The 26,408-nt window shown below is 68.3% G+C and carries 23 protein-coding genes and 1 tRNA gene; 19 read left to right on the top strand and 5 right to left on the bottom strand.

The features are described from left to right. On the bottom strand, positions 1 to 676 hold a 676-nt coding region (locus tag HT102_RS15245), incomplete at its 3' end, for a DUF4349 domain-containing protein (protein WP_192040311.1). A 107-nt stretch (positions 677 to 783) separates the two neighbouring features. Between HT102_RS15245 and HT102_RS15250 the strand changes: the two genes are divergently transcribed. The 7 genes from HT102_RS15250 (at position 784) to HT102_RS15285 (ending at position 8,806) form a co-directional block, all read left to right on the top strand. Beyond that, entirely contained in the window at positions 784 to 1,839 is a 1,056-nt protein-coding gene (locus HT102_RS15250) for a CobW family GTP-binding protein (protein WP_333473492.1), read from the top strand. Between the two features lie 172 nt (positions 1,840 to 2,011). Next, complete coding sequence (locus HT102_RS15260) at positions 2,012 to 3,433, top strand: hypothetical protein (RefSeq protein ID WP_192040314.1); 1,422 nt, start codon at positions 2,012 to 2,014, stop codon at positions 3,431 to 3,433. 571 nt (positions 3,434 to 4,004) lie between these two features. Beyond that, entirely contained in the window at positions 4,005 to 4,340 is a 336-nt protein-coding gene (locus HT102_RS15265; protein ID WP_192040315.1) for a hypothetical protein, read from the top strand. 253 nt (positions 4,341 to 4,593) lie between these two features. Further along, on the top strand, positions 4,594 to 5,727 hold the full coding sequence (locus HT102_RS15270; protein WP_225443772.1) for a Re/Si-specific NAD(P)(+) transhydrogenase subunit alpha: 1,134 nt from the start codon (positions 4,594 to 4,596) through the stop codon (positions 5,725 to 5,727). 13 nt (positions 5,728 to 5,740) lie between these two features. Beyond that, a complete protein-coding gene (locus tag HT102_RS15275; protein ID WP_192040317.1) occupies positions 5,741 to 6,058 on the top strand; it encodes an NAD(P) transhydrogenase subunit alpha in 318 nt (105 codons plus the stop codon). Then, the gene (locus HT102_RS15280; protein WP_192040318.1) at positions 6,058 to 7,491 is read left to right on the top strand and encodes an NAD(P)(+) transhydrogenase (Re/Si-specific) subunit beta; all 1,434 of its coding nucleotides are present in this window, start codon (positions 6,058 to 6,060) and stop codon (positions 7,489 to 7,491) included. Before HT102_RS15275 ends, HT102_RS15280 begins: the two co-directional genes overlap by 1 nt. Positions 7,492 to 7,570: 79 nt before the next feature. Further along, on the top strand, positions 7,571 to 8,806 hold the full coding sequence (locus HT102_RS15285; protein WP_192040319.1) for an MFS transporter: 1,236 nt from the start codon (positions 7,571 to 7,573) through the stop codon (positions 8,804 to 8,806). Positions 8,807 to 8,831: 25 nt separating this feature from the next. On the opposite strand, the gene HT102_RS15290 is transcribed toward HT102_RS15285, so the two are convergent. The 3 genes from HT102_RS15290 to HT102_RS15300 form a co-directional block, all read right to left on the bottom strand. Next, a tRNA-Arg gene (locus tag HT102_RS15290) sits at positions 8,832 to 8,904 on the bottom strand. Positions 8,905 to 9,360: 456 nt separating this feature from the next. Further along, positions 9,361 to 10,026, bottom strand: coding sequence for a DUF305 domain-containing protein (locus HT102_RS15295; protein WP_192040320.1), 666 nt, complete (start codon positions 10,024 to 10,026; stop codon positions 9,361 to 9,363). After that, positions 10,023 to 10,916, bottom strand: a complete 894-nt coding sequence (locus HT102_RS15300) for a DUF3105 domain-containing protein (protein ID WP_192040321.1) — start codon at positions 10,914 to 10,916, stop codon at positions 10,023 to 10,025. The genes HT102_RS15295 and HT102_RS15300 overlap by 4 nt, the downstream gene beginning before the upstream one ends. A 190-nt stretch (positions 10,917 to 11,106) precedes the next feature. Between HT102_RS15300 and argS the strand changes: the two genes are divergently transcribed. The 8 genes from argS (at position 11,107) to prfA (ending at position 21,560) form a co-directional block, all read left to right on the top strand. After that, on the top strand, positions 11,107 to 12,759 hold the full coding sequence (gene argS, locus HT102_RS15305; protein WP_192040322.1) for an arginine--tRNA ligase: 1,653 nt from the start codon (positions 11,107 to 11,109) through the stop codon (positions 12,757 to 12,759). Continuing rightward, positions 12,756 to 14,177 carry a diaminopimelate decarboxylase gene (lysA, locus tag HT102_RS15310; protein WP_192040323.1) on the top strand — a complete coding sequence of 474 codons (1,422 nt, stop codon included), beginning with the start codon at positions 12,756 to 12,758 and terminating at the stop codon, positions 14,175 to 14,177. The genes argS and lysA overlap by 4 nt, the downstream gene beginning before the upstream one ends. Continuing rightward, a complete protein-coding gene (locus HT102_RS15315) occupies positions 14,174 to 15,502 on the top strand; it encodes a homoserine dehydrogenase (protein WP_192040324.1) in 1,329 nt (442 codons plus the stop codon). Before lysA ends, HT102_RS15315 begins: the two co-directional genes overlap by 4 nt. Beyond that, positions 15,502 to 16,602, top strand: a complete 1,101-nt coding sequence (gene thrC, locus HT102_RS15320; protein WP_192040325.1) for a threonine synthase — start codon at positions 15,502 to 15,504, stop codon at positions 16,600 to 16,602. The genes HT102_RS15315 and thrC overlap by 1 nt, the downstream gene beginning before the upstream one ends. Continuing rightward, positions 16,599 to 17,558 (top strand): homoserine kinase, encoded by a 960-nt coding sequence (gene thrB, locus HT102_RS15325; protein WP_192040326.1) that lies wholly within the window; start codon positions 16,599 to 16,601, stop codon positions 17,556 to 17,558. The genes thrC and thrB overlap by 4 nt, the downstream gene beginning before the upstream one ends. Positions 17,559 to 17,952: 394 nt before the next feature. After that, positions 17,953 to 20,004, top strand: a complete 2,052-nt coding sequence (gene rho / locus HT102_RS15330) for a transcription termination factor Rho (RefSeq protein WP_225443773.1) — start codon at positions 17,953 to 17,955, stop codon at positions 20,002 to 20,004. 130 nt (positions 20,005 to 20,134) lie between these two features. Beyond that, positions 20,135 to 20,362: a 50S ribosomal protein L31 gene (gene rpmE, locus HT102_RS15335; RefSeq protein WP_192040328.1), complete on the top strand. Its 228-nt coding sequence runs from the start codon at positions 20,135 to 20,137 to the stop codon at positions 20,360 to 20,362. Between the two features lie 118 nt (positions 20,363 to 20,480). After that, on the top strand, positions 20,481 to 21,560 hold the full coding sequence (prfA, locus tag HT102_RS15340) for a peptide chain release factor 1 (RefSeq protein ID WP_192040329.1): 1,080 nt from the start codon (positions 20,481 to 20,483) through the stop codon (positions 21,558 to 21,560). 100 nt (positions 21,561 to 21,660) lie between these two features. Here prfA and HT102_RS15345 read toward each other — a convergent pair whose 3' ends face one another. Then, positions 21,661 to 22,131 (bottom strand): hypothetical protein, encoded by a 471-nt coding sequence (locus HT102_RS15345; RefSeq protein WP_192040330.1) that lies wholly within the window; start codon positions 22,129 to 22,131, stop codon positions 21,661 to 21,663. Positions 22,132 to 22,240: 109 nt separating this feature from the next. On the opposite strand from HT102_RS15345, the gene prmC reads away from it, so the two are divergent. From prmC to HT102_RS15365, 4 genes are read left to right on the top strand one after another with little or no spacing between them, the layout of a single operon-like run. Continuing rightward, positions 22,241 to 23,125, top strand: a complete 885-nt coding sequence (gene prmC / locus HT102_RS15350) for a peptide chain release factor N(5)-glutamine methyltransferase (RefSeq protein ID WP_192040331.1) — start codon at positions 22,241 to 22,243, stop codon at positions 23,123 to 23,125. Positions 23,126 to 23,176: 51 nt separating this feature from the next. Continuing rightward, positions 23,177 to 23,842: an L-threonylcarbamoyladenylate synthase gene (locus HT102_RS15355; RefSeq protein WP_192040332.1), complete on the top strand. Its 666-nt coding sequence runs from the start codon at positions 23,177 to 23,179 to the stop codon at positions 23,840 to 23,842. Positions 23,843 to 23,858: 16 nt separating this feature from the next. After that, positions 23,859 to 25,178 (top strand): serine hydroxymethyltransferase, encoded by a 1,320-nt coding sequence (locus HT102_RS15360; RefSeq protein WP_225443774.1) that lies wholly within the window; start codon positions 23,859 to 23,861, stop codon positions 25,176 to 25,178. 26 nt (positions 25,179 to 25,204) lie between these two features. Further along, positions 25,205 to 26,371, top strand: a complete 1,167-nt coding sequence (locus tag HT102_RS15365) for a glycosyltransferase family 4 protein (RefSeq protein ID WP_333473495.1) — start codon at positions 25,205 to 25,207, stop codon at positions 26,369 to 26,371. The last annotated feature ends 37 nt before the right edge of the window (positions 26,372 to 26,408 follow it).

Genomic DNA, 26,408 nt, shown 5'->3' on the forward strand with positions numbered 1-26,408 from the left:
GCTGCGCGAGGTAGAGATCGAGGGTGGAGAGGTCGACCTGGTCCGCGAGGTGCTCGCGCTGCGAGCGCAGGCCGTCGAGCTGGGCCTGCCGCTCCGCGAGCGCGGTCTCCGCCGCGATGAGGTCCTCGGCCGAGGTCGCGGTGCCCATGATCTCCTGCAATCGAGAGACGGAGGTCGCGAGCGCGTCGATGCGGGCATCGAGATCGACGACCTGGATCGTCACATCGCTGCTCGAGATAGTTAGCTCGCTGACGGTGCCGAGGGCGCGGAGCTGCTCGATCACCGGGTCGAGGCGATCGGCGGGCACGCGCATGGTGAGGCTGGCAGAGCCGACGGACTGGCTGGTAGGGGGACGCTCGGTGCGGTGATCGATGCGTCCGCCCGCGCGCTGCGCGGCCTCGGCCGCCTCCTGCGATGCCGCGGCCGGGTCGGGCACCTGGATGGTCATGGTGGCGTGGCGGATGACCTCGCGCTGGACCGCATCGGGCGCCTGCCGGGGAGCTAGCGCCCCGCCGGCACTGTCCTCGCGCAGCTCGCCATCACCGACGGGGAACGGGCTCGGCGAGAAGTCCTCCTGCACGGTCCCCGAGCATCCCGTGGCCAGCGCGAGGAGGATCACGGCAATGAGGAGTGGCACGAACCGCGCCCTGCGGCGCGTCAGCGGTTGGCTGGTCATGCCGCTTACGTTACGTCGGCCATGCCGTGTCGACCATGGGGCCGTGGACACGATCCCCGGTAGCATGCCGTATCCGGGACGAGGACGAGCCGAGGGGAGTGGTCCGGGTGGGAGCATCCATTCCGGTCGTGGTGGTAGCGGGGTTCCTGGGCGCGGGGAAGACAACTCTGGTCAACCATGTGCTGCGCTCGGCGGGCGAGCTGAGAGTGGGCGTGCTGGTCAATGATTTCGGCGCGATCAACATCGATGCGTTCCTCGTCGCCGGGCAGGTCGACAACATGATGACCCTGACCAATGGCTGCATCTGCTGCGAGGTGGACACCGACGATATCGAGGAGTCCCTGGCAAGCCTGGCAGGCATAGCGCCACGGCTGGACATGATCCTGGTGGAGGCGAGCGGGGTGGCCGAGCCGGGAGCGCTCGTGCAGGTAGTGCGGGCCACGGGTGACGAGCGCTTCCATTGCTCGTCGGTCATCGTAGTGATCGATGCGGCCGAGCACGCCCGCGTGGAGCTAGACCGCCATGCGAGCGTTGCCGACCTGGTGCTGCTGAACAAGGCCGACCAGCTCGCCAGCGAGGCGCGCGACGAGCTGGTCGCGCGCATCGGTGCGGCCGCGCGCGGCGCTCCGGTGATCCCCACGGTTCGTGGCGCGCTGGATCTCGATCTGCTGGTCGACGCCAGCTCGCGGGTGGAAAGGAGGGCTGGGCGGCTGGACCGCCCGGTGCAACTGACCCTTGATGCGCTGCTGCGCGAGGAATGCGACGAGGCGGAGGAACCGCATGACCACGCGCATGCGCACCAGGTGGAGAGCGTCGCGTGGACGTCGTCCGTGCCGGTTCATCCGCGAGCCTTCATGGACCTGCTCGAGCAGCGGCCCGCGGGCGTGTACCGGGTCAAGGGCCTTCTCGATCTCGGAGGGTTCGGCGACGGCGCCTGCTATGTGCTGCAAGTCGTGGGGCGCAGCATCGAGATCGAGCGCCGCTCCTGGCCTGCTGGCGCGCCGCCCAGGACGGAGCTCGTGCTCATCGGACATGGGATGGACCAGGTGGCGCTGCGCGCGGGGCTCGAGGCATGCGTCGCTGCAGCGCCAGGACCTGGCGAGGAGCACGCGATGCTGCGAGTCCTGCGATTCGTCGATGATGACGAGGCGTGCGGGCCATGACCGGGACCGCCGAGCGATGGTGGCCCACCCATGTGATCTCCGCGGAGGAGATCTGGTCGGCCTGCGTGCGGACCGCGCCCGACATCGAGCCGTTCCTGCCGCCGACCGTGGAGCCCNAGCACGCGATGCTGCGAGTCCTGCGATTCGTCGATGATGACGAGGCGTGCGGGCCATGACCGGGACCGCCGAGCGATGGTGGCCCACCCATGTGATCTCCGCGGAGGAGATCTGGTCGGCCTGCGTGCGGACCGCGCCCGACATCGAGCCGTTCCTGCCGCCGACCGTGGAGCCCGGCGAGCACATGTACCTCCCCGCACGGGCCTTCGACGGCCTGCGTCCTGGTGACCTCGTCGCGCTGCGCATCACGGGGGCCACGGTGTCGATGGTGCCGGTGGACCGAGAATGCCTTGCCGCGCCGCCGCCGGGCCTCAGGTCCATCATGCGCCGGTTCGCGCGGGACAACGCGGGCAGCCCGGGGGGCCTTGCCGCGCTCGTTGCGCACGCGGCCGAGCACCTGCCTCGGGGCGCGGGGCGCCGAACGATGCCGCTCGGCGAGCTTCTCGCGCGGTACGGCATCGTCGCCGCTGGCGACCGGATCGCGCTAGCGGGGTTCGACTTCGCTGCCTACGACCGGGACGAGCAGGTCAACGCGCTTGCGGTGGTGCATGGCATCGGGCGGGATCTCGCATCGGCGGTGCATGCGCTGCGGTCCTCCTTCGTTGGCGGTTCCCCGGATCCGGTGGACATCGCGCGCCTTGCCCGGATCGTGGACACGGAGGATGCGCTGGGGGTGCTCATCGAGCCGTGGGTGCACGATATCGAGCCGGGCAGCCCGCGGGCGCTGGAGCGCCGCGCGATCGTGGACGCGTGCACGGCGCTGGCACCGGTGCTCGATGGCGCTGCGGCGCGGGTGCTGCGCTGGATCAGTGTGGCCCTCGCGGCGGTCGATGCGCCGCTGGCGGAGATGGTCGGGCACGTGGAGCGGTTGCGGCTGGTGAGCGATGGATGGGCGCCGGGAGCGCGCTGGATCGCGGACTGGGACGCGGACCGCGTGCCGGCGGCTCCTGCCGTGGTCGACAGCGTCCTGGCGAAGGCGCTCGCTTTCCTGGGGGCGGATGGGCCAGCGCGCCTGGCGCTGATGGGCGTGATCGATGGGATCACCGCGGGGACGCTCGATGGCGCGATGGCCAGCCGCCTGGTCGAGGATCGGCGCGCGCGGATGATCGCGCTGTGCGAGGGCGGCGCCATGGCGCGATTCGTGGAGCGCCGCGGCGCGGTGCTGCCCCACGACGAGGCGATCGTGGCGGCGGCCATGGGCGTTCCCTCGGAGCACCGCATGTACTGGGCGGGCTCGCGACCGGGGGAGCGGGGTACGAGCGTGATGCTCCGGGACGACGCGGGGAGCGTGGTGGAGTGCCGTCTCGCGGTGGGGGCGCCGCTGCCAGCCGCGGGTGCGCCGGTGCTCGCTTGGGTCGTGGCGGGGGCGGGGGAGCGATGGGCTGTGTCGGTGATCGCGGTCCCCCCGGCCCTCGGCGGCGAGGCCGTGGCCCTCGATGCTGTCGGCGTACTCGGGGCACTGGTGCGGTCCGCGTAATTGCCCGGGGCGTTTGGTGCGTGGGGATTGGTGCTCGGCGTCGACCGCGTTGCTAGGTCAATTAGTCGCGAAATGTCGAGCATTGTCATTCTGTCGTATTTCAATTGTGACGATCTTGTTTCATGGGGTTCAACACGATGGCGGCGATCACAGCCCGGAGGAATTGCAGTACGCGTCACCCGGAGCTTCGCCTGACAGGACTGCTGATCGGCCCCGGGAGCCTGCAGATGTGCTGGTAGTCGTGTCGTATTTGCTCGACGTGGGACTGGAGCGACGGTTGTGACCCCTGGGCGGGGTTGTTCCATGACGTCAATTCCTAAAGAAACTCTAAGGCAATCATGGCGAAGGCTGCGGCTTTTCCCCTCGTTATCTGTGCGTTCTGTAAACATCACTAAACAGAGGTGTTTATTGGCTTCCCCCGGGGATAGGATTGGAATCAATCGATGCGGGAGCGTGGTTGCTCGCCGATCGACGGGCGCACCAGCCGCGGGCGGAGACCGCCTCGTGGGCAGTCGCCCGAGCAAGCTGGCGCCGGGCGGCCCCAGGGCTGACTGAGCAAGGGAGATGACACATGGCCACTATGACAACCGGTACGCGCGAACTGGTCAGGGCGATCCTCGCGTACGAGCGCGCCGACAATTCCGCTGACTGGGAACTCATCGATGCGATCCGCGGTGGCGATATCGACCATTGGATGGACGCCATCGAGGCCTCCGCGCTGTTTGCTCCCGCCGAGCTCCGTCGGCTCCGTGACTCGTTCGAGGCAGATCCCGAGCAACTCGTAGCCGTGCTGCTCGAGGGCGCCGACGACTTCATCGATCGCCGCACCGCCACCGGGCGCCGCGGCGGCTGGGCCACCGGCATCGCCGCGCGCTCCGGGTGCACCGGCGGCAGCCTCGCGGGCTGAGCTCATTAGCACCCCCCGCGCGCTCGCGCGGCGCTCGCGGTCGAGCTTGTGGGAGAATTCACAAACCCCACGTAACAGGGACGATCTGTCCCGGTGATTCGATTCAGATGAAGGCACGCCGACGCGGAGAACCCACTCGACGGCGCATCTCGGTACGATCGGTGCGCTGTGAGCAGACGGAAATCTCCAGCGCACCGGCAAGATGCCGGTGATTCTCACCGATCAGCGAGCCGTCTCGCGGAGAGTCACATCATTGGATAGCGCACACAACACTCAGCAACGGTCCACGACCGTGGGCGTGGTACGGGAAGCCGGTGAGGGGGAGCGGCGCGTAGCCCTCGTGCCCAAGGCAGTGAAGTCGCTCACCTCCCGCGGGATCGGCGTCGTCGTCGAGAGCGGGGCGGGCGACCGTGCCCGCATCCCCGACGACGAGTACATCCAGGCCGGCGCCACCATCGGCAACGCATGGGACTGCGAAGTGATCGTCAAGGTCGCGCCGCCGTCCGACGCCGAGATCTCGAAGATCCCGAAGGGCGCCACGCTCATCGGGTTCCTCGCGCCCCGCAACCAGGTCAACTGCATCGACGCGCTCAGCAAGCGCGGCGTCCACGGTTTCGCGATGGAGGCCATCCCGCGCATCTCCCGCGCGCAGGTCATGGATGCACTGTCGAGCCAGGCCAACGTCGCCGGCTACAAGGCCGTCCTCGTTGCCGCCAACGAGCTCACCCGGTTCTTCCCGATGCTCACCACCGCTGCCGGAACCGTCAAGCCCGCGACCGTCCTCGTCCTCGGTGTCGGCGTCGCAGGACTACAGGCACTCGCCACCGCGAAGCGCCTCGGCGGGCGCTCCACGGGATACGACGTGCGGCCCGAGGTGGCGGACCAGGTCCGCTCCGTCGGCGCGCAATGGCTCGACCTCGGCATCAGCGCCGCGGGCGAGGGTGGATACGCGCGCGAGCTCACCGAGGACGAGCGCGCGCAGCAGCAGCAACGGCTCGAGGACGCGATCAAGGGCTTCGACGTCGTGATCACCACGGCCCTCGTCCCTGGTCGTCCCGCCCCGCGCCTTGTTACCGCCGCGGCCGTCGAAGGAATGCGAGAGGGCAGCGTCATCGTGGACCTCGCTGGCGAGACCGGCGGCAACTGCGAGCTCACCGAGCCGGGGAAGACCGTCACCAAGCACGGGGTGACCATCGCCTCGCCGCTGAACCTCCCGGCAACGATGCCCGAGCACGCGAGCGAGCTCTACGCGAAGAACGTCACCGCGCTGCTCGATCTCATGCTGGACGACGATGCCGCCCTGGCACCGGACTTCACCGACCAGATCCTCGCCGACTCCTGCGTCACCGGCGTGCCCGAGACCGCGTCGCCACCCGCGGCAGGATGACAAGGAACCACCCATGTATACCGAACTGCTAGCCAACCTGGCGCTGCTCGTGCTCGCCGGCTTCGTTGGCTTCACCGTGATCTCCAAAGTGCCCAATACGCTCCACACCCCGCTGATGTCCGGCACCAACGCCATCCACGGCATCGTTGTGCTCGGCGCGCTCGTCGTGCTCGGCAAGGTGGAGGACCCCAGCATCGCGATGCAGGTCATCCTGTTCGTCGCTGTCGTGTTCGGCACGCTCAACGTCGTCGGCGGCTTCGTCGTCACTGACCGCATGCTTGGCATGTTCAAGTCCAAGTCGCCTGCCCGCGGCAAGGGAGGAGACGCCTGATGGACACCCTCGTCAATGTTCTCTACATCATTGCTTTCTCCTTGTTCATCTATGGCCTGATGGGTCTTACCGGCCCCCGCACCGCCGTCCGCGGCAACTGGATCGCTGCGGTGGGCATGGGCATCGCCGTCGCTGCCACCCTGCTCGCGGTGCGCGACACCGGCAACTGGATCCTCATCGTGGCCGGCCTCGTCGTCGGTGTCGTCCTCGGTGTACCGCCAGCCATCCGCACCAAGATGACCGAGATGCCACAGCTCGTGGCCTTCTTCAACGGCGTGGGCGGTGGCACCGTCGCGCTCATCGCCTGGGCAGAGTTCCTCGACACCGACGGATTCACCAACTTCCACGGCTACGAGGGCCCCGTCGTTCACATCATCGTCGGCTCGCTGTTCGCGGCGATCGTTGGCTCGGTGTCGTTCTGGGGATCGCTGGTGGCATTCGCGAAGCTCCAGGAACTGCTCAACAAGAACCTCGAGAAGAAGCTCGTCGCGAACGTCAAGACCTTCCAGGTCGCCAACATCATTCTTGCCCTTGCCTCGCTGGTTATCGCGATCTACATCGGGATCAACGCCGACCCGGCCAACGACCCGACCGCGGCCATCTGGATCCTGGCGCTGCTGGTCATCGCCGGAACGATGGGCCTGTTCGTGGTGCTGCCCATCGGTGGCGCTGACATGCCCGTCGTGATCTCGCTGCTCAACGCCCTCACCGGGCTCTCCGCAGCATCGGCTGGCCTCGCGCTGAACAACACCGCGATGATCGTCGCCGGCATGATCGTCGGCGCATCCGGCTCGATCCTCACCAACCTCATGGCCAAGGCCATGAACCGGTCGATCCCCGCGATCATCTTCGGCTCGTTCGGCGGCTCCACCAGCGCCGCCGCGGTCGACGATGCGGGCGGGACGGTCAAGTCCACGTCCGCATCCGATGCCGCCATCCAGATGGCCTACGCGAACCAGGTCATCGTGGTGCCCGGCTACGGCCTCGCTGTCGCCCAGGCGCAGCATGCCGTCAAGGAGCTCGCCGACCTGCTCGAGGAGAAGGGCGTGGAGGTCAAGTTTGCCATCCACCCCGTCGCCGGCCGCATGCCAGGGCACATGAATGTTCTTCTCGCGGAGGCGGAGGTCAGCTACGACGCCATGAAGGAGATGGACGACATCAACGGTGAGTTCAACCGCACCGATGTCACCATCGTCATCGGCGCCAACGACGTCACCAACCCGGCTGCGCGCAATGACCCGAGCTCGCCGATCCACGGCATGCCGATCCTCAACGTCGACCAGTCCAGGTCGGTCATCGTTCTCAAGCGAGGCATGTCCTCGGGCTATGCGGGCATCGAGAACCCCTTGTTCTTCGCGGACCAGACCTCGATGCTCTTCGGCGACGCCAAGAAATCCGTGAGCCACGTCATCGAGGAGCTCAAGGCGCTCTAGCCAGCACGCCACCTCGTTTCGGGGTCTGTAGCCTCGAACCGTGGGCAACACCAGAGCAAGCGGCAGCCACCAGCACGCCATGCGTCAGATACATGTGCTGGTGGCTGCCGCTTTCGTCATCGCCGTCGGATATGGGCTCATCGCCCCGGTGCTGCCCCAGTACGCGACCAGCTTCAACGTCGGCTACACCGCGGCGTCCGCGATCGTCAGCATCTTCGCGGTGGCCCGCCTGCTCTTCGCCCCCGCCAGCGGCCAGCTAGTGCAAAAGCTCGGCGAGCGGCGCGTCTACCTCAGCGGCCTCGCCATCGTCGCGATATCGACCGGAGCGAGCGCCGCCGCGCAGAGCTACTGGCAGCTCATGATCTTCCGCGGCCTCGGCGGCATCGGCTCCACCATGTTCACCATCTCGGCGATGGCGCTCATCATCCGGCTCTCGCCGCCGGACCGGCGCGGCAAGGTCAGCAGCCTCTACAGCACCGCCTTCCTGCTCGGCGGGATCACTGGGCCACTGCTCGGCGGGCTCCTCGGCCGGTTCGGGCTGCGCGTGCCGTTCATCGTCTACACCGTGGCGCTCGTCATCGCCATCATCGTCGTCCACACCAGGCTCGACAGCGAGCCCAGCGGGACCAAGGGCACACGGTCCGCTCCGCGGCAGGAGTACCGCCTGGGCGAGGCGCTGCGCGAGCCGGCCTATCGCGCCGCGCTCCTCACCAACCTAGCCCACGGCTGGGCGACCTTCGGCGTGCGCGTGGCATTGATCCCGCTGTTCGTGACGGTCGCGTTCACCATGGGCACCGAGCTGGGCGGGTTCGCGCTCGCCGCGTTCTCCATCGGCATGGCGATCGTGCTGACGACCTCCGGCAAGCTCTCCGACCGCATAGGCCGCAAGCCGCCCACCATCATGGGCCTCGCCATCACCGGATCATCCACGATGGTGCTGGGGCTCTCCGGCAATCCCGTGGTCTTTCTCGCGCTGTGCGTGATCGCCGGCGCCGGCATGGGCTTCGTGGTGCCCAGCCAGCAGGCGGCGGTGGCGGACTTGATCGGATCGGACCGGAATGGCGGCAAGGTGCTCGCGGCGTTCCAGATGACTGCTGATCTCGGCGCCATCGTGGGGCCCCTGCTCGGGGGCTGGATAGCCGAGCAGTACTCGTTCGAGCTCGCCTTCCTGCTCACTGGCGCGCTGCTGCTTGTCGCTGCCCTCTACTGGGTCGTGGTGCCAGAGACAAGCAGGCATCAGGATGACGAGGACCTGGGCGGGGCCACAGGAAACGCTGCGACAGACAAAGCTGAAGCAGGCGATCAAGCAGAATGATCGGGGAACCCCGAGTGAAAATATGTGCCCTCGGCAGGATTCGAACCTGCGACACCTGCCTCCGGAGGGCAGTGCTCTATCCCCTGAGCTACGAGGGCTTGCCACATTCATGCCACGTCAGCGCTTGCGCGGTGGGCGGGGCTAGCCTAGCGCATTAGCGCCACCAATGCGGAATCGCCAGGCCAGGCGCGTGTCTGGCGTTGATGTGAAACCCGATGTGCCCGTCTAGCCTGGTTCGGTGTCCCTGACCAATGGCGGAACACTAAGCGTGTGCCACAGCTGCCACCCCCGGTGCGCAGCCACCACGGTCCGCGCGCAGCGGCCACGGATATTTCCGTGGCCGCTGCGCGCAGAGGTGGCAGATCCATGTCGTGGGTGGCAGCTCGCCCGACCCGGGACCCAATCGACGTGGGCGGGACCCAACCGACCCGGGACCCAATCGACGTGGGCGGGACCCAATCGGCTGGTCCCCAATCGACCTGGGCGGGACCCAATCGGCTGGGCCCCAATCGACCTGGGCGGGACCCAATCGGCTGGGCCCCAGCCGCAGACGGCTAGTTGAACGGAATGGGCTCGGCGCCGCGCTCAGCGAGCAGCTCCGTCATCAAGTCGATCTCCTTCTTCTGCCCGTCGAGCATCCTCTGCGCGATGCCCGTGACCAAGGGGGTGCTGGCCTGCTCGATGGCGGCCTCGGCCATGGGCAGGCCACCCTGGTGGTGCCGCAGCATCAACTGCAGGAAGTACACATCCTGCTCGCTGCCCTCGAGGCCGCGCAGCCGCGCCATCTCCTGCGAGGTCGCCATGCCAGGCATGCGGGCTCCCTCGGACATGGCCATGTCGCTCATGTCGTGGCCGTCATGCTCGCTGCTGGGCATCCAGGTCATGGGGTCGCCGGGCGCGAACCGCGGCTCGCCCCATGCCTGCAGCCAGCCCTGCATCTGCCCGATCTGGTTCTCCTGGGCAGTGAGGATGTCAAAGGAGAGGGTCCTGATGCTGGGGTCGCTGGTGGTGGTCAGCACCGCTGCGGACATCGACACGGCCTGCAGGTGGTGCGCGCTCATGTCCTGGCTGAAGCCGATATCGGAGGCGTTCGGATCGGCGTTGGCGGGCAGCGCGGCGTCATCGCCTCCGATCGTGGCCCCGAGCAGGAAGCCGATCGCCATGCCTAGCGCGGTGGTGATAACGAGCAAGGGAACGAGGCGTCGGCCCGTGGGGCTCATTCAGCGTTCTCCTCGCCACCAGGCACGGGCTCGGCCGGGATCTCAATCGCGGGAGCGTCGCCAGCGGGCTCCTCGTCGACAGGTCCAGGCTCCAGCGGCTCGCCCATCTCGGCGGCGTCCGCTGATGCGCCGGCACCGTCCATCGCTACCGCATCGGGCCCGGGAGGGGCCGGGTCGAACGGAGGCGGGTTCTCGGGATCGAAGTAGCCGGGGATGTTCGAGCAGCTCGCTCCTGGCTCCGGGCTGTTGAACTGGTTGATCCGCAGCGCGCCGATGAACTGGTTGATCCGCTCGTCCTCGGCGGAATCAAGCTTGAGCTGGTGGCCCCAGGCCTGCAGCGAGAGAGGAGATTCCTGGCCGGGGAATGGCGACATGAACAGGTAAGCCTGCCCGTCGACGCGGTTCTCGAGCGCGGCGATGTCGGCTGCCGAGGCGTTGTCCGGCGAATAGGTGATCCAGACGGCGCCATGCTCGAGGGAGTGCACGGCGTTCTCCGTGCGGATGGGCTCGTCGTAGACAACGCCCGTGCAGGTGGCCCAGGCTTCATCGTGGGGCCCGCCGACCGGAGGCATCGGCTCGTAGGCGACGCGCTGGCCAGCGAGCACGTGCGCGTTGCTCAGGTTCTCGAAGATCTCCACGCCATCGATCCGCGTGGACGGGTCAGGATCATCGACCGTGGGTGTCCATTGCTCCATCGCCTGCTCGTCGCGGATGCTCGGTGCGATGTTCCAGCCGATGACGCCGACGAGGATCAGGACGCTGACGAGGGCGCCGATGCCAAGCCAGGGGATGTTCGGGCCGTTCTTGAGCCCGGTGGCGGAGCCGCCCCGCGACTTCTTCTTCGCGGCCCGCAGGGCCTTAGCGGTTCTATCGTTCGCATTGCTTGCCATTGATGGTGGATCTTTCCGCGCCGTAGTGACAGGACCGCGTGCGCGCGCCCGCGCCGCACGAGCGCTGGTGGCCGGGGCGCGCGCCGCGCGCTGGCATCAACTGTACGTACCGCCGAGCAGGGATGCCGCGACCGGCGCGGCGGGGCTCGCATTTAGCAGTTGATCCCGCGGGCCCATAGGATAGGTGCCTGTGACCCCAGCAGACCTTTCCCAGCTGCTCCGCGATGCCACGGTCTCCGTGCTCGCGAGCCACGACCTCGATACCTCCGTTGTGCCCGACAAGCTTGTCGTCGAGCGTCCGCGGAACCCCGAGCATGGCGACTACGCCACCAACGTGGCCCTGCAGGTGGCAAAGCGAGCGGGCACCACGCCTCGCGAGCTCGCGAGCTGGATCGCGAGCGCCATCGCCGACCATGACGGCATCGAATCGGCCGAGATCGCGGGCCCGGGCTTCCTCAACATCCGGCTCGCCGCCGCCGCGCAGGGAAAGATCGTCGAGAACGTGCTCGCGGCCGCGAGCGACTACGGCCGCGGGGATTCCCTCGCGGGCCTGGACATCAACCTGGAGTTCGTCTCGGCGAACCCGACAGGCCCCATCCACCTCGGCGGAACGCGATGGGCCGCCGCGGGGGATTCGCTGGGCCGCGTGCTCGAGGCGCAGGGCGCGAAGGTCACCCGTGAGTACTACTTCAACGATCACGGGGCCCAGATCGATCGATTCGCCCGGTCGCTGGTGGCGGCCGCGCTGGGCGAGCCAGCTCCCGAGGATGGGTACGCCGGCGCCTACATCACAGAGATCGCCCGCACGATCGTCGCTGAGGCGCCCGGCGTGATGGATATGCCCCTGGATGCGCGGCATGAGGCGTTCCGCGCCGCGGGCGTCGCCATGATGTTCGAGCACATCAAGCGGACATTGCACGAGTTCGGCACCGATTTCGACGTCTACTTCCACGAGAACTCGCTGTTCGAGTCGGGCGCGGTCACCGCCGCGATCGAGGAGCTCAAGGCCAACGGCAACCTCTACCACCAGGATGGGGCCTGGTGGCTGCGCAGCTCCGCCTACGGAGATGACAAGGATCGTGTCGTCATCAAGTCCGATGGCAACGCCGCCTACATCGCGGGAGACATCGCCTACCTGCGCAACAAGCACGAGCGTGGATTCGGGCTGAGCGTGTACATGTTCGGCGCCGACCACCATGGCTACATCGCCCGGCTGAAGGCCGCCGCGGCCGCCCTCGGCTACGCCCCCGCCTCGGTGGAGGTGCTCATCGGCCAGATGGTCAGCCTCGTCCGCGACGGCAAGCCTGTCCGCATGAGCAAGCGCGCGGGCACCGTGATCACCCTCGACGACCTGGTCGAGGCGATCGGTGTCGATGCCGCGCGATACGCCCTCACTCGCTCCTCGTTCGACAACACCCTCGATATCGACCTCGAGCTGTGGGCCAGCGCGAGCAACGAGAACCCCGTCTACTACGTGCAGTACGCGCACGCGCGCCTCTGCTCGATCGCCCGCAACGCCGCCGAGCTGGGCGTGGCCGCCACTGATCCCCAGCTCGACCTGCTCACGCATGACCGCGAGGGCGACCTCATCCGCACCCTCGGCGAGTTCCCGGGCGTGGTCGCCGCCGCCGCGACGCTGCGCGAGCCGCATCGCGTGGCCCGCTACCTCGAGGATCTGGCTAGTTCCTACCACCGGTTCTACGATCAGTGCCGCGTCCTGCCCCAGGGAGACGAGGAGCCTGCCCCGCTGCACACCGCCCGGCTCGCGCTCTGCGACGCTGCCCGGCAAGTCCTGTCCAATGGCCTGGCACTGCTGGGCGTGACCGCCCCGGAGCGAATGTGAGCGCCCACCCAGCCGGCCCCAAGCACGCCGATATCCCGCACGCCCCAGGGCTCAGCGAGCGTCCAGCCTCGCCGGACGAGCTCGCCGCCCTCGCGCCAGTGGTCTGGCCCCGCAATGCGGAGCGCGACCCCGCCAGCGGGATCGTCACCGTCGCGGGCATCCCGGTCACCGAGCTCGCCGCGCAGTACGGAACCCCGCTCTTTGTCATCGACGAGGACGATTTCCGGTCGCGCTGCCGGGACATGGCCGCAGCGTTCGGCGCGCCCGACCGCGTGCACTACGCATCGAAGGCGTTCTTGTCGAGCCACATCGCCCGGTGGGTGGCCGAGGAAGGCCTGTCGCTCGATGTGGCCTCCGGTGGCGAGCTGGCCGTGGCCCTGCACGGTGGCTTCCCTCCCGAGCGGATCGCGCTGCACGGGAATAACAAGTCCGAGGCCGAGCTCGAGGCGGCCGTCCGCCACGGGGTGGGGCACGTGGTGATCGATTCCATGATCGAGATCGATCGGCTCGACAGCGTCGCGGACCGCCACGGCGCCGTTCAGGATGTGCTGATCCGCGTCACCGTCGGCGTGGAGGCCCATACCCACGAGTTCATCGCGACCGCGCACGAGGACCAGAAATTCGGTTTCTCCCTCGCCGATGGTTCCGCGATGGAGGCGATCCGGCGCGTCCTCGCCACCGATCATCTCCGGCTCGTGGGGCTGCATAGCCATATTGGCTCGCAGATCTTCGAGGCCGACGGCTTCGAGCTCGCCGCGCACCGCGTCATCAGCCTGCTGCGCGATGCCACCGCCGAGCTCGGTGCCGCCCGGACCGCGCAGCTCGGCACGGTCGATCTAGGTGGCGGGTTCGGCATCGCCTATGTGCCCAGCGATGATCCGCCGCCCATCGCGGAGCTCGCGGCCAAGCTGCTCGCGATCGTCGAGAGCGAATCGAAGCAGGCAGGCATCTCCGCGCCCCGTCTCACTGTCGAGCCAGGCCGGGCCATCGCGGGGCCGGGAACCATCACGGTGTACGAGGTCGGTACCGTCAAGGATGTGCGGCTCGGCTCCGCCGCGCGGCGCAAGTACGTCAGCGTGGACGGAGGAATGAGCGACAACATCCGCACGTCGTTGTACGACGCCGAATACGATGTTCGTGTTGTGTCACGGCGCAGCGATGCCGAGCCGATGGTGTCGCGCATCGTCGGCAAGCACTGCGAGACGGGAGACATTGTCATCAGGAATGCCTGGATGCCTGCCGACATCGCCAGCGGGGACCTCCTCGCGGTCGCTGCCACGGGTGCCTATTGTTATTCGATGTCGAGCCGCTACAACATGCTGGGCCGCCCCGCAGTGGTGGCCGTGCGCGATGGACAGTCCCGGTTGCTCCTGCGGCGGGAAACGGTGGAAGATCTGCTCAGCTTGGAGGTCGAATGAGTAGCGAACAGGCCAGTGGCGTGGTGCCCGAGCGGACTCTCGGAATCGCCGTCCTCGGATTGGGCAACGTCGGTAGCGAGGTGGTGCGCCTGCTGTCCGAGCATGCCGACGACTTCCAGGCACGAGTGGGCGCGCGACTGGAGCTCAAGGGCATCGCCGTGCGCAACGTCACCCCGGACCGCGGGGTCCCGATCGAGCTGCTCACCGATGATCCGGCGGCGCTCGTCGCTCGTGACGATGTCGATATCGTCGTCGAGGTCTTCGGCGGGATCGAGCCCGTTCGCACGCTGATCCTCAACTCCCTCAACACCGGCAAGTCCGTGGTCACCGCGAACAAGGCCCTGCTCGCCGACTACACCGGGGAGCTTGCTGCCGTGGCCGACGCTGCGGATCTCGACCTGTACTTCGAGGCAGCGGTCGCCGGCGCGATCCCCGTCGTCCGGCCCCTCATGCAATCGCTCGCCGGGGACCGCGTGGACCGCGTCGTCGGCATCGTCAACGGCACCACCAACTACATCCTTTCCGCGATGGGCGAGACCGGGGCCGACTATTCCGAGATGCTCGCCGACGCGCGGCGGCTTGGCTACGCCGAGGCCGACCCCACCGCCGACGTCGAGGGATACGACGCCGCCGCCAAGGCCGCCATCCTCGCCTCGATCGCCTTCCACACCCGGGTCACGGCGTCCGACGTGTACCGGGAGGGGATCAGCAGTATCACCGCCGACGATCTCGCCTCCGCCGCGGACCTCGACTGCACGATCAAGCTGCTCGCGATCTGCGAGCGGGTCACCGATGAGGACGGATCGCAGCGCGTATCGGCGCGCGTCTACCCGGCGCTGGTGCCGCTGGAGCATCCTCTCGCCGCCGTCAACGGCGCGTTCAACGCGGTCGTCGTCGAGGCCGAGGCCGCGGGGCGCCTCATGTTCTACGGGCAAGGCGCCGGCGGCGGCCCGACCGCCTCCGCCGTGCTCGGTGACCTTGTCTCCGCGGCGCGCAACAAGGTCCATGGCGGCAAGGGCCCGGATGAGTCCATCTATGCGAAGCTGCCGATCCTGTCCATGGGATCCACTCCCACCCGCTACTACGTGCGCATGGAGGTCGCTGACCGCACCGGTGTCCTCGCCGCGGTCGCCCAGGAGTTCGCCAACCACGGCGTCAGCATCTCCACCGTGCGCCAGACCGGCAGCGAGGAAGCAGCCTCCCTGGTGGTGGTGACCCACCGCGCCTCGGATGACGCGTTGTCGAAGACCGTCGCAGCGTTGCAAGGCCGGGAGTTCGTCCATGCTGTGACCAGCGTGATCCGACTGGAAGGTACTTCTGAATAATGACCGGAGCAATCACCGCAGGGGCCATCGGCCCGGTGCACAGTGGCTGGCCAGGGCTCATCGCGGCATACCGGGACCGGCTCGCGGTCGGGGATGACTGGCAGGCAGTGACCCTGCAGGAGGGCGGCACCCCGCTGCTGCCCGCCGAGCACCTCTCCGAGATCACCGGGTGCGAGGTGTACCTGAAGGTCGAGGGGCTCAACCCGACGGGTTCCTTCAAGGACCGGGGCATGACCATGGCCGTCACCGACGCGGTCGCGCGTGGCCAGCGCGCGGTGCTCTGCGCCTCGACGGGCAACACCTCGGCCTCGGCCGCTGCCTATGCGGCCAAGGCCGGGATCACCTGCGCGGTGCTCATCCCGGCGGGGAAGATCGCCATGGGCAAGCTCGCGCAGTCGGTGATCTACGGCGCCACCATCATCCAGGTCGATGGCAACTTCGACGATTGCCTCGAGCTCGCGCGCAAGGCCACCAGCGAGTTCCCGGAGATCGCGCTCGTCAACTCGGTCAACCCCGCCCGCATCGAGGGCCAGAAGACCGCCGCGTTCGAGATCTGCGACGTGCTGGGCAAGGCGCCGGACGTGCATGCGCTTCCTGTTGGCAACGCTGGCAACATCACCGCCTACTGGCGGGGCTACAAGGAATACCACGCGGACGGCGTCACCACGAGCCTGCCCCGGATGCTGGGCGTGCAGGCCGCGGGCGCCGCGCCGCTGGTGCATGGCGCGCCCGTCAAGAACCCCGAGACCATTGCCACGGCGATCCGCATCGGTGCGCCGGCCTCCTGGAACGCCGCGGTCGCCGCGCGCGACGAATCCAACGGGCAGTTCCGGGCGGCCACCGATGAGAAGCTCCTCGAGGCCTACCGGCTGATCGCCTCGCGGGAGGGCGTGTTCGTCGAGCCGGCTTCGGCGGCCAGCGTGGCGGGCTTGCTCGCTGCCCGCGAGGATGGCTGGCTCGAGCCCGGCCAGACCGTGGTCTGCACCGTGACCGGGAACGGGCTGAAGGATCCCGACACCGCGCTGCTCGGCATGCCCGAGGTCAAAGCCATTCCGGTGGATCCCGTAGCTGTGGCGCGTGCGCTCGGACTGGCAGAATGATCCGAGCCGTGACCTCGCCACAGGCATGCGTGGAACTGCCCGAGGGGACCACGGCCAAAGTCCGGGTGCCTGCTTCGAGCGCGAACCTGGGGCCGGGCTTCGACTCGCTCGGTCTCGCGCTGGGCATGCACGACCAGATCTCGGTGACAGTGGCGCACTCCGGGCTGGACATCACGGTCGATGGCGCGGGTCATGGCGAGGTTCCCCTCGACGGCAGTCACCTGGTGGTCCGCGCGATCCGGAAGGGACTGGATGCCGCGGGGGTTGCTGTGGGCGGCCTGCGGATCAACTGCGCGAACACCATTCCGCACTCGCGCGGGCTTGGCTCGTCGGCCTCCGCCGCGGTGGGAGGCCTCGTCGCCGCGAATGGCCTGGTCGCGCAGGTAGCACCTGATCGGGTCCTCGGCGTCGATGCGCTCGTCCAGCTCTCGGCGGAGTTCGAGGGCCACCCCGACAATGCCTCGGCGAGCGTGCTCGGCGGTGCTGTGGTCTCGTGGACCGATGCCCCGGCCGATGGCGAGGGCGACTGCCGCTACTTCGCCACCCGGCTGGACGTGCACCGTGATATCCGCGCGTTCGCCCTGGTCCCCGAGACGCGGTCGTCGACCTCGCAGACCCGCGGCCTGCTGCCCATGCACGTCACGCACAGGGATGCCGTGTTCAACGTCAGCCGGGCGGCGCTTGCCGTGGTGGCGCTGACGCAGCACCCCGAGCTGCTGATGGCTGCTACCGAGGATCGGCTGCACCAGCAGCAGCGCGCATCGGCGATCCCGATGACGAGCCGGTGGGTAGCGGAGCTGCGTGCCGCGGGGATCCCGGCGATGGTCTCGGGCGCGGGGCCTGCTGTGCTGGCACTGACCGTCGACGAAATTCCACCGGGACTCGCGCGGCGGGCGGAGGACGAGGGGATGCTCGTGACTGAGCTTGGAATTTCCGGTGGGGCATCGCTGGTGTGACCGCCGGTGAGTCCGGTTTCGGGGCCTGTACTGATCTGTTATTGTTCGAAGTGGATTCACCTCGCACATCGCCGCTCGGGAATAGATTCCCTGCGCATGTGTGTTGCTCGAAGGTAATCGCCTGCACGCTCTCTGTGGCATGTGGGGCAGAAGCCCATCGCCCTAGCGCGAGTGCTGTGCGTTCTGCCCGGAGGCCCAGGCACGGCGATGGTGATGACAGCAAGACCTTCCCAGGCGCGCGCACGAGATGTGACCGCGAATCAGCAGGAATTTCCACATGGTGAACGTGTGGCACCTCGGATCCCAGATCACACGCTGGGTTTCGGGAAGAACCTCCACGACCCCGCGGGGCGTTCGGAGGAACGAAAGGAACTCCGTGACAGAAACGGACCTCATGACCAGTCCAGAAACCGACGCCGCCGTTGCTGCCGCGACCAAACGAGCCCAGTCCAGGCGCAAGGAGGGACTCTCCGGCATGCTGCTCGCCGAACTCCGCGCACTGGCGGGAAGCCTAGGGATCCGGGGAACCTCGGGGATGCGCAAGGGCGAGCTGATCGCCGCCATCGAGGAACGCCAGCGCGCGGGCGCGGCTCCGGCAACATCGAAGGCCCCCCAGGACCAGCCGGCCCCCCAGGACCAGCCGGGCAAGCAGGACAAGCCCGAGAACTCCGGCAAGGCCGAGCGACAGGAATCGCCGCAGGCCAGCGCCAGCCAGGAAGCCACGGCGCCGAGCGCCACGGATTCGCCCGGCGGCGAGCAGGAGCCCAGCGAGCCCGGTCGGTCGCGACCACGGCGAGGCGCCAAGGCAGCCGGGCCCGCGACGGCGCAGTCATCGGGCACCGAGCAGGATGCACCGCGCGGCGAGGGCCAGCAGCGCCCCGCGGACCAGGGCGGGGACCGTGGCGAATCCGGATCCCGCCGGCGGCAGCGCGGTGGTGACCGTCGCGATTCCGACCAGAACCAGCGCTCCGACCAGAACCAGCGCCAGGGCGGCCAGCAGGATGGCTCGCGCCAGGGCGATGGCCAGCAGCGCGATGAGGGCCAGCAGCGTGGTGGCAACCAGCAGCGTGGCGGCAACCAGGGCCAGAACCGGGACCAGGGCCAGAACCGGGATCGCGACAACGGTCCGCGCGACCAGGATGACGATGATTCCGGCCGGGGAGGGCGGCGTGGCCGTCGGTTCCGCGAGCGGCGCCGGAACCGTGGCAGCGATCGCGGCCCCGATTCGAACGACACCGAGCTGCGCGACGACGATGTCCTCCAGCCGGTCGCCGGCATCCTCGACGTGCTCGACAACTATGCCTTCGTGCGCACCTCCGGCTACCTCGCGGGGCAGAACGACGTCTACGTCTCGATGAACATGGTGCGCAAGAACGGCTTGCGCCGGGGCGATGCGATCACGGGCGCGGTCCGCCTTCCCAAGGATGGCGAGCAGGGCAGCCAGCGGCAGAAGTTCAATCCGTTGGTGCGGCTCGATACCGTCAATGGCGTCTCGCCGGACCAGGCGCGCAAGCGCCCCGATTTCAGCAAGCTGACGCCGCTCTACCCGAACCAGCGGCTGCGCCTCGAGACGACCCCGAACATCCTGACCACGCGCATCATTGACCTGATCATGCCGATCGGCAAGGGACAGCGCGCGCTGATCGTGAGCCCGCCCAAGGCGGGCAAGACCACGATCCTGCAGGACGTGGCGAACGCCATCGCGGTCAACAATCCCGAGTGCTACCTCATGGTGGTCCTGGTCGATGAGCGGCCCGAGGAAGTCACCGACATGCAGCGCTCGGTCAAGGGCGAGGTGATCGCCTCGACCTTCGACCGCCCGCCGTCGGATCACACCTCGGTGGCGGAGCTGGCGATCGAGCGGGCGAAGCGCCTCGTGGAGATCGGCAAGGACGTTGCCGTGCTGCTCGATTCCATCACCAGGCTCGGTCGCACGTACAACAACTCCTCGCCAGCGTCGGGCCGCATCCTTTCCGGCGGTGTTGATTCGACCGCCCTGTATCCACCGAAGCGGTTCCTCGGCGCGGCCCGGAACATCGAGGAAGGTGGCTCGCTCACGATCATCGCGACCGCCATGGTCGAGACGGGCTCGCAGGGCGACACGGTCATCTCGACCGCCATGGTCGAGACGGGCTCGCAGGGCGACACGGTCATCTTCGAGGAGTTCAAGGGCACCGGCAATGCCGAGCTGAAGCTGGATCGGCGCATCGCCGAGCGGCGGGTGTTCCCAGCCGTCGATGTGATCCCGTCCGGCACGCGGCGCGACGACCTGCTGCTCGGTCCTGATGAGTTCGCTGTCCTGCACAAGCTGCGGCGCGTGCTCTCCGGGCTCGACTCGCACCAGGCCATCGACCTGCTCGTTGATCGGCTGCGCAAGACGAAGAACAATGTCGAGTTCCTCATGCAGGTGGCGAAGACCGCTCCTGGCATGGCGGACGACGACTAGCCCGGGACTAGAATCGCCTGATTCCGTGTTGACGGAACTGTCTGGCATACTTGGTCCACCCCGATGAGTTCCGGTTCACGGTTTCGCCCCAGGCGGATCCGACCCGGCGGCTCGAGACGAAAGAGGAACAATGAAGAAGGATATCCATCCCGAGTACTCCGCCACCACCGTGCTGTGTGGTTGCGGGAACACCTTCGAGACCCGCAGTGCCGCAGGGCGCCCGCAGATCACGGTCGAGGTGTGCTCCGAGTGCCATCCGTTCTACACGGGCAAGCAGAAGATCCTCGACACCGGCGGCCGCGTCGCCCGCTTCGAGGCCCGCTACGGCAAGCGCCAGCGCAAGACCGCGGCGAACTAGCTCTCCCCACCACGCCCGTTCCATGCCGATGCATGGATCGGGCGTGGTGTTTTTCATTGCACCACTCCCCAGATCGACCGCGATCCACGGCGGGAACGGAACAGACCACGGTGAGGAAATGAGCACGGTGAACCAGCCCTCGGCGGTCGACGACGTCATCGCGGAGTACCAGGGCCTCGAGCAGCAACTGGCCGACCCCTCCCTGCATGACGATCCAGCGGCGGCACGCAAGGCAGCGAAGCGATACGCCCAGCTCGGCCCCATCATGGCGACCTACCGGAAGCTCGCTGCCGCCGAAGGCGACCTCGCGGCCGCCCGGGAGCTTGCTAGTGACGATTCGAGCTTCGCTAGTGAGGTCATCGAGCTCGACGAGACCGTCAGCCAGCTCCAGCGCGACCTCACCGACATGCTCGCGCCGCGCGACCCGCACGACGCGGACGACATCGTGCTCGAGGTCAAGTCAGGGGAGGGGGGCGAGGAGGCCGCGTTGTTCGCCGCGGACCTCGCGCGGATGTACCTCAAGTACGCCGAGCGCCAAGGCTGGAAGACCGAGATCCTCGATGCCGTCGAATCAGACCTCGGCGGATACAAGGACATCACCTTGTCCATCAAGTCCCGTGCCGACGGGCCGGACGGTGTCTGGTCACGCTTGAAGTTCGAGGGCGGCGTGCACCGGGTGCAGCGGGTGCCAGTCACCGAATCGCAGGGCCGCATCCACACCTCGGCGGCCGGCGTGTACGTGATCCCGGAGGCCGAGGAGGCCGAGGCCGTGCAGATCGACGAGAACGATCTGCGCATCGACGTGTTCCGGGCCTCCGGCAAGGGCGGGCAGGGCGTCAACACCACCGACTCCGCCGTTCGCATCACCCACCTGCCGACAGGCATCGTGGTGAGCTGCCAGAACGAGCGCTCGCAGTTGCAGAACAAGAACCGCGCCATGCAGGTGCTCGCTGCCCGCCTGCAAGCGCTCGCGGAGGAGGAAGCCGTGGCCGAGGCCTCGGCGGGACGAAGGAACCAGGTACGGACGGTCGATCGGTCAGAGCGCATCCGCACGTACAATTTTCCGGAGAACAGGATCGCGGACCACCGCATCGGCTTCAAGGCCCACAACCTCGACACCGTGCTCGGCGGCGAGCTCGACGCCGTTGTCGCCGCATTGGTCGAGGCCGACCGGCAGGCCCGGCTCCAGGCCGAGTAACGCGCGATGCCCCCGCAAGCGGGCCCGGAGCCAAGCAGCCCGCCCCCGGGGCCTTCAACCCCTGGGGCGGGCTGCTCGCTCGTATCCGGGCGCGGGATCCCTAGTCGCTGGCTGGGGCCCCGGGCACGTCGTCGCTGGTGAAGCCGGGCAGCAGGATGCAGGTCTCGCCCTGGGCGTTCTCGTACACCCCGGCCATCGCCGACAGGACGGTCCCCTCGCCGGTCTCGACCAGGGCGATCGGCGCCGTGGCCTCGTCGCCGATCGGGGTGGGCTCGAGCGGGGCGGTCCCGAAGCGCAACTGGCCGGTCTCGATGCTATCGAGGTTGACCCAGGCCACCATCGCGCCGGAGCCTCCTTGCTCGTTGATGACGTAGGTGACCGAGCCCGGCGGAAGCGAGTTGGCCCCGCCCTGGACGAACGTCTGGGGGACCGCGACGCCGCTGGCGCAGAGCACGGGGCTCGGTGGGGTGTCGAAGGGCTTGGCGGCGGCGCCCTGCGCGGCGGCGACCGCGACGAGCGCGGCGCCGGCGAGTGCTAGTCCGGCGCGGCGTGCTGGTGCCTGGTGCATCATGTGTACCTCCGTTGGATATGCGTCCGCGCCTTAGGCTATCCGAGGAGCGACGGGAAATTCAGAGTGTCATCATTCTGTTGCGCAACTGCAGGCATGCGAACCTAGTGGGGTGACTCGACAACCTGTTCGTTCCGTGATCTCCTCCGCTGCCGATGCGCTTGCCAGCGCGGGCGTGCCCAGCCCCCGGGTGGATGCCGAGCTCCTCGTGGCTCATGTCCTCCAGGTGGATCGGGGGAGGATCGCGTTCATCCCCTTCCTCACGGGCGAGCAGGGTTCGCGGCTTCAGGAGCTTGTGGCGCAGCGCGCGGAACGTGTTCCGCTGCAATACCTGACAGGTACCGCGCTGATGGGCGAGGTCGATCTCGCTGTCGGGCCGGGGGTGTTCATCCCGCGCCCCGAGACGGAACTGCTGTACGCGTGGGCGCTTGGCTACCTCGAGATGTGTGGCATGCATCCGCCGGTGGTGGTGGACCTGTGCGCCGGCTCGGGAGCCCTGGCCCTGGCCATCGCGCACGCGCGCCCCGATGCGCAGGTGCATGCGGTGGAGCTGGACAAGGAGGCGCTGCCGTGGCTGCAGCGCAACGCCGGCGCCCGGCAGCAGGCGGGCGATCCCGCTGTCACCCTGCACGAGGCCGACGCCACCGCGCCAGGCCTGCTCGGGGAGCTGGCCGGGACCGTCGACCTCGTGATCTCGAATCCGCCGTACGTTCCCGAGGGCAGCGACGTGGCCGAGGAGGTCGCGCGCCACGAGCCGCGCCGGGCGGTGTTCGCGGGCGAGGACGGCCTGGACGTGATCCGGCCACTGGTGCGCAACGCCGCGCGGCTGCTGCGTCCCGGCGGCGGGCTCGCGATCGAGCATGACGACAGCAATGGCGCAGGCGTGATCGGTATCGTGGAGGCCACCAAGGCCTTCCGCGAGATCGAGCAGCACTTTGACCTCGCGGGCCGGCCACGGTTCGTCTCGGCCATCCGAACCATCGGCGCGGCCGAGTGAGCCACCAGGCATGCCTATCCATGGGCGCGACGCGGCGGGAGAAGATCGATCGTGCGTACGGTGTTTGATTGCGGCAGGGCAGATTCCCGGACTGCGGGCATCGAGGCGGCGGTGCAGGCGGTCAAGGCGGGCCGCCTCGTGGTGATGCCCACCGACACGGTGTACGGCATCGGGTGCGACGCGTTCGATTCGCACGCAGTGGGATCGCTGCTCGAGGCGAAGGGGCGCGGGCGGGAGATGCCGGTACCGGTGCTCGTGGGCTCGTGGAGCACTATCGACGGTCTGGTGTACTCCGTCTCCCCGATAATGCGCTCGCTCATCGAGGCATTCTGGCCGGGTGGGCTCAGCCTGGTCGTCGAGCACGCCCCGTCATTGTCGTGGGACCTGGGCTATACACGGGGAACAGTGATGCTGAGGATGCCACTGCATCCCGTCGCTCTCGAGGTGCTCGGCGAGGTCGGCCCGATGGGAGTTTCCAGCGCGAACAGGTCCGGCCAGCCAGCAGCGACCACCGCTGCGGATGCCGAGGAACAGCTCGGGGACGCGGTCTCGGTGTATCTCGATGGGGGCGCCTCCCCGCGCGGGGAGGCATCAACGATCGTGGACCTCACCGGGGGCAGGCCGCGCCTCCTGCGCGCGGGCGCCGTGCGCGTCGAGGAGGTCGCGGAAGTGCTCGGCATGAAACCAGGCGAACTCGCCCCCGCTGATGCGCCGTGATGAAAGGATCTCGCCCTTGAGCACAACACCGTCCTGGGTGCCCGAGTGGGAAGACCTCGCCGCTGCCGATCCCGAGATCGCCGACATCGCTGATCGTGAGGCGGGACGCCTGGCCGCGGGCCTGCAACTGATCGCGAGCGAGAACCACGCCAGCCCAGCGGTCCGGGCGGTGCTGGCCAGCCCGTTGTCCATGAAGTACGCCGAGGGCTACGTGGGGCAGCGCTTCTACCCTGGTTGCGAGCACGTCGATCGGGCCGAGGAGCTCGCGGTGCAGCGCGCCCGGGCACTGTTCGGTGCCGAGCATGCCAATGTGCAGCCGCACTCAGGCACCAGCGCCAACCTCGCGGTGTACGCAGCGTTCGCCAAGCCCGATGATCCCGTCATGGCGCTGAGCCTCGCGCACGGCGGCCACCTCACGCATGGCGCTCGCATCAGCTTCTCCGGGGCCTGGTTCACGCCCGTGCCCTACGAGGTGGACCGCGCGACCGAGCAGATCGACTACGAGGCCGTGCGCGAGATCGCGCGCATCCATGCGCCGCGCATCATCGTCTGCGGCGGGACGGCGTACCCGCGCAACATCGACTACCAGGCTTTCCGCGAGATCGCTGATGAGATCGAGGCCATCCTCTGGGTCGATGCCGCGCACATCATGGGCTTGGTCGCCGGTGGCGAGGTGCCCAACCCCGTGCCATTCGCTGATGTCGTGACAACAACGACTCACAAGACCCTCCGGGGGCCGCGCGGCGGCATGATCCTGTGCCGCGGCGAGCACGCCCGGGCCATCGACCGGGCGGTCTTCCCGTTCAGCCAGAGCGGACCGTCGATGCAGGCGATCGCGGCGAAGGCGGTGGCGCTGCGGGAGGCGTCCCAGCCCGCGTTCAAGGACTACGCGCGGGGCATGATCGAGAACGCGAGAGCCCTTGCTGATGCGCTGGCCGGGCATGGAGCGCGGCTCGTCAGCGGCGGCACCGACACGCACATCGTCGTGGCAGACCTCCAGCCCCTCGGGATCGACGGCGCGCGGGCCGAGGACTTGTGCGCGCGCGCCGGGATCTACCTGAACAAGAGCGCTGTGCCGTTCGATCCGATGCCACCGCGCACGCCGTCCGGGATCCGCGTGGGCACGGCCGCCGTGACGACCCAGGGCTTCGGCGCCGGGGACATGGTCGAGATCGCGGGGCTGATCGCGCGCGCGTGCCGGGGCGAGGATCCGGGACGGATCGCCGCTGATATCGCGGGGCTCGTGGCGCGCCATCCGGCGTTTCCCGTGGGAGGCTCCGCTCCTGGCGGTAGTGATCCGGGCGGCGGGATACGTCGTGGCGGTTCGCCAGCCTGAGCCGGGCCACGGTAGCGTTGCCGACTGTGAGCGTGCCTGACCCGTCGATCCTGCTCCTCGCGCAAGATCCGCGGGGCGCGGGCGTGCCGATCCGTGAGCTCATGCTCATCTGCCTCACCGCAGCAGTGATCACCTTCCTCGCTACTGGCCTTGTCCGGGTCCTGGCCATCCGGTTCGGTGCCGTGGCGTACCCCCGTGATCGTGATGTGCACGTGGCGCCGACGCCGCGGCTCGGGGGTGTCGGCATGTTCCTCGGCCTCCTTGCTGCGCTGTACCTGGCGGGGCAGTTGCCCGCGCTCGCCCGTGGGTTCGAGTTCTCCTCCGATGTCGAGGCGGCGTTGCTCGCGGGAGCAGTGATCGTCGTGGTGGGCATGATCGATGACCGATGGGGCCTGGACGCCCTGACGAAGTTCGTCGGACAGATAACCGCAGCGGGCGTGCTCGTCCTGCTCGGCGTTTCCTGGTACGTGCTCTACCTGCCCGGCACGACCTTGGTGCTCGATCAGCTGCAGTCGGCGGGGCTGACGGTCTTCCTCACGGTCCTCATCGTCAACGCGATGAACTTCGTCGATGGCCTCGATGGGCTCGCCGCGGGCCTGGGCCTCATCGCCGCGGTCGCGCTGGCCGCGTTCTCGGTGGGGCTGCTCCTGGACCAGGGCGGGGACGTCAGCGTGTACCCCCCAGCGATGCTCGCGGCCGCGCTCGCGGGAGCATGCATGGGGTTCCTCCCGCACAACTTCCAGCCCGCCCGAATCTTCATGGGGGACTCGGGCTCGATGTTGATCGGCGTGATGCTCGCGGCCATCTCGACGAGCGCATCGGGGAAGATCAGCCTGGACCTCTATGGTCCACGCGATCTCCTGGGCCTCTACGCCCCGCTCATCCTGGTGCTCGCCGTGCTGTTCGTGCCCTTCCTGGACCTGCTGCTCGCGGTGATCAGGCGGACACGCGCGGGCCGGAGCCCGTTCAGCCCCGACAAGATGCACCTGCACCACAGGCTGCTCGAGATCGGACATTCCCATCGCCGGGTGGTGCTGGTGATCTACAGCTGGGTGGCGTTGCTCGCCTTCACCGCGGTGGGCAGCTCGCTGCTAGCGTGGCACCTCGTGGCGCCGGTGGCGGGGATCGTCGCGCTCGTGCTGGTGGTGCTGACCTTCGTGCCCCGGTTCTCGCGGCGCGCCCGCTCGTTGTAGCGCGCGGCAGCCGCTGGGGCCTTCCTCGAGCGAGCGC

Source organism: Lolliginicoccus lacisalsi (assembly GCF_014841105.1).
Classification (GTDB): Bacteria; Actinomycetota; Actinomycetes; order Mycobacteriales; family Mycobacteriaceae; genus Lolliginicoccus; species Lolliginicoccus lacisalsi.

Excerpts from the sequence above, each read along its gene's own strand:
- prfA (WP_192040329.1), top strand. The coding sequence starts at position 20,481 with ATGAGCACGGTGAACCAGCCCTCGGCGGTCGACGACGTCATCGCGGAG.
- HT102_RS15300 (WP_192040321.1), bottom strand. The coding sequence starts at position 10,916 with ATGGCAAGCAATGCGAACGATAGAACCGCTAAGGCCCTGCGGGCCGCG.
- rpmE (WP_192040328.1), top strand. The coding sequence starts at position 20,135 with ATGAAGAAGGATATCCATCCCGAGTACTCCGCCACCACCGTGCTGTGT.
- HT102_RS15280 (WP_192040318.1), top strand. The coding sequence starts at position 6,058 with ATGGACACCCTCGTCAATGTTCTCTACATCATTGCTTTCTCCTTGTTC.
- HT102_RS15295 (WP_192040320.1), bottom strand. The coding sequence starts at position 10,026 with ATGAGCCCCACGGGCCGACGCCTCGTTCCCTTGCTCGTTATCACCACC.
- HT102_RS15285 (WP_192040319.1), top strand. The coding sequence starts at position 7,571 with ATGCGTCAGATACATGTGCTGGTGGCTGCCGCTTTCGTCATCGCCGTC.
- HT102_RS15265 (WP_192040315.1), top strand. The coding sequence starts at position 4,005 with ATGGCCACTATGACAACCGGTACGCGCGAACTGGTCAGGGCGATCCTC.
- rho (WP_225443773.1), top strand. The coding sequence starts at position 17,953 with ATGACCAGTCCAGAAACCGACGCCGCCGTTGCTGCCGCGACCAAACGA.
- thrC (WP_192040325.1), top strand. The coding sequence starts at position 15,502 with ATGACCGGAGCAATCACCGCAGGGGCCATCGGCCCGGTGCACAGTGGC.
- HT102_RS15260 (WP_192040314.1), top strand. The coding sequence starts at position 2,012 with ATGACCGGGACCGCCGAGCGATGGTGGCCCACCCATGTGATCTCCGCG.
- thrB (WP_192040326.1), top strand. The coding sequence starts at position 16,599 with ATGATCCGAGCCGTGACCTCGCCACAGGCATGCGTGGAACTGCCCGAG.
- HT102_RS15315 (WP_192040324.1), top strand. The coding sequence starts at position 14,174 with ATGAGTAGCGAACAGGCCAGTGGCGTGGTGCCCGAGCGGACTCTCGGA.
- HT102_RS15275 (WP_192040317.1), top strand. The coding sequence starts at position 5,741 with ATGTATACCGAACTGCTAGCCAACCTGGCGCTGCTCGTGCTCGCCGGC.
- HT102_RS15345 (WP_192040330.1), bottom strand. The coding sequence starts at position 22,131 with ATGATGCACCAGGCACCAGCACGCCGCGCCGGACTAGCACTCGCCGGC.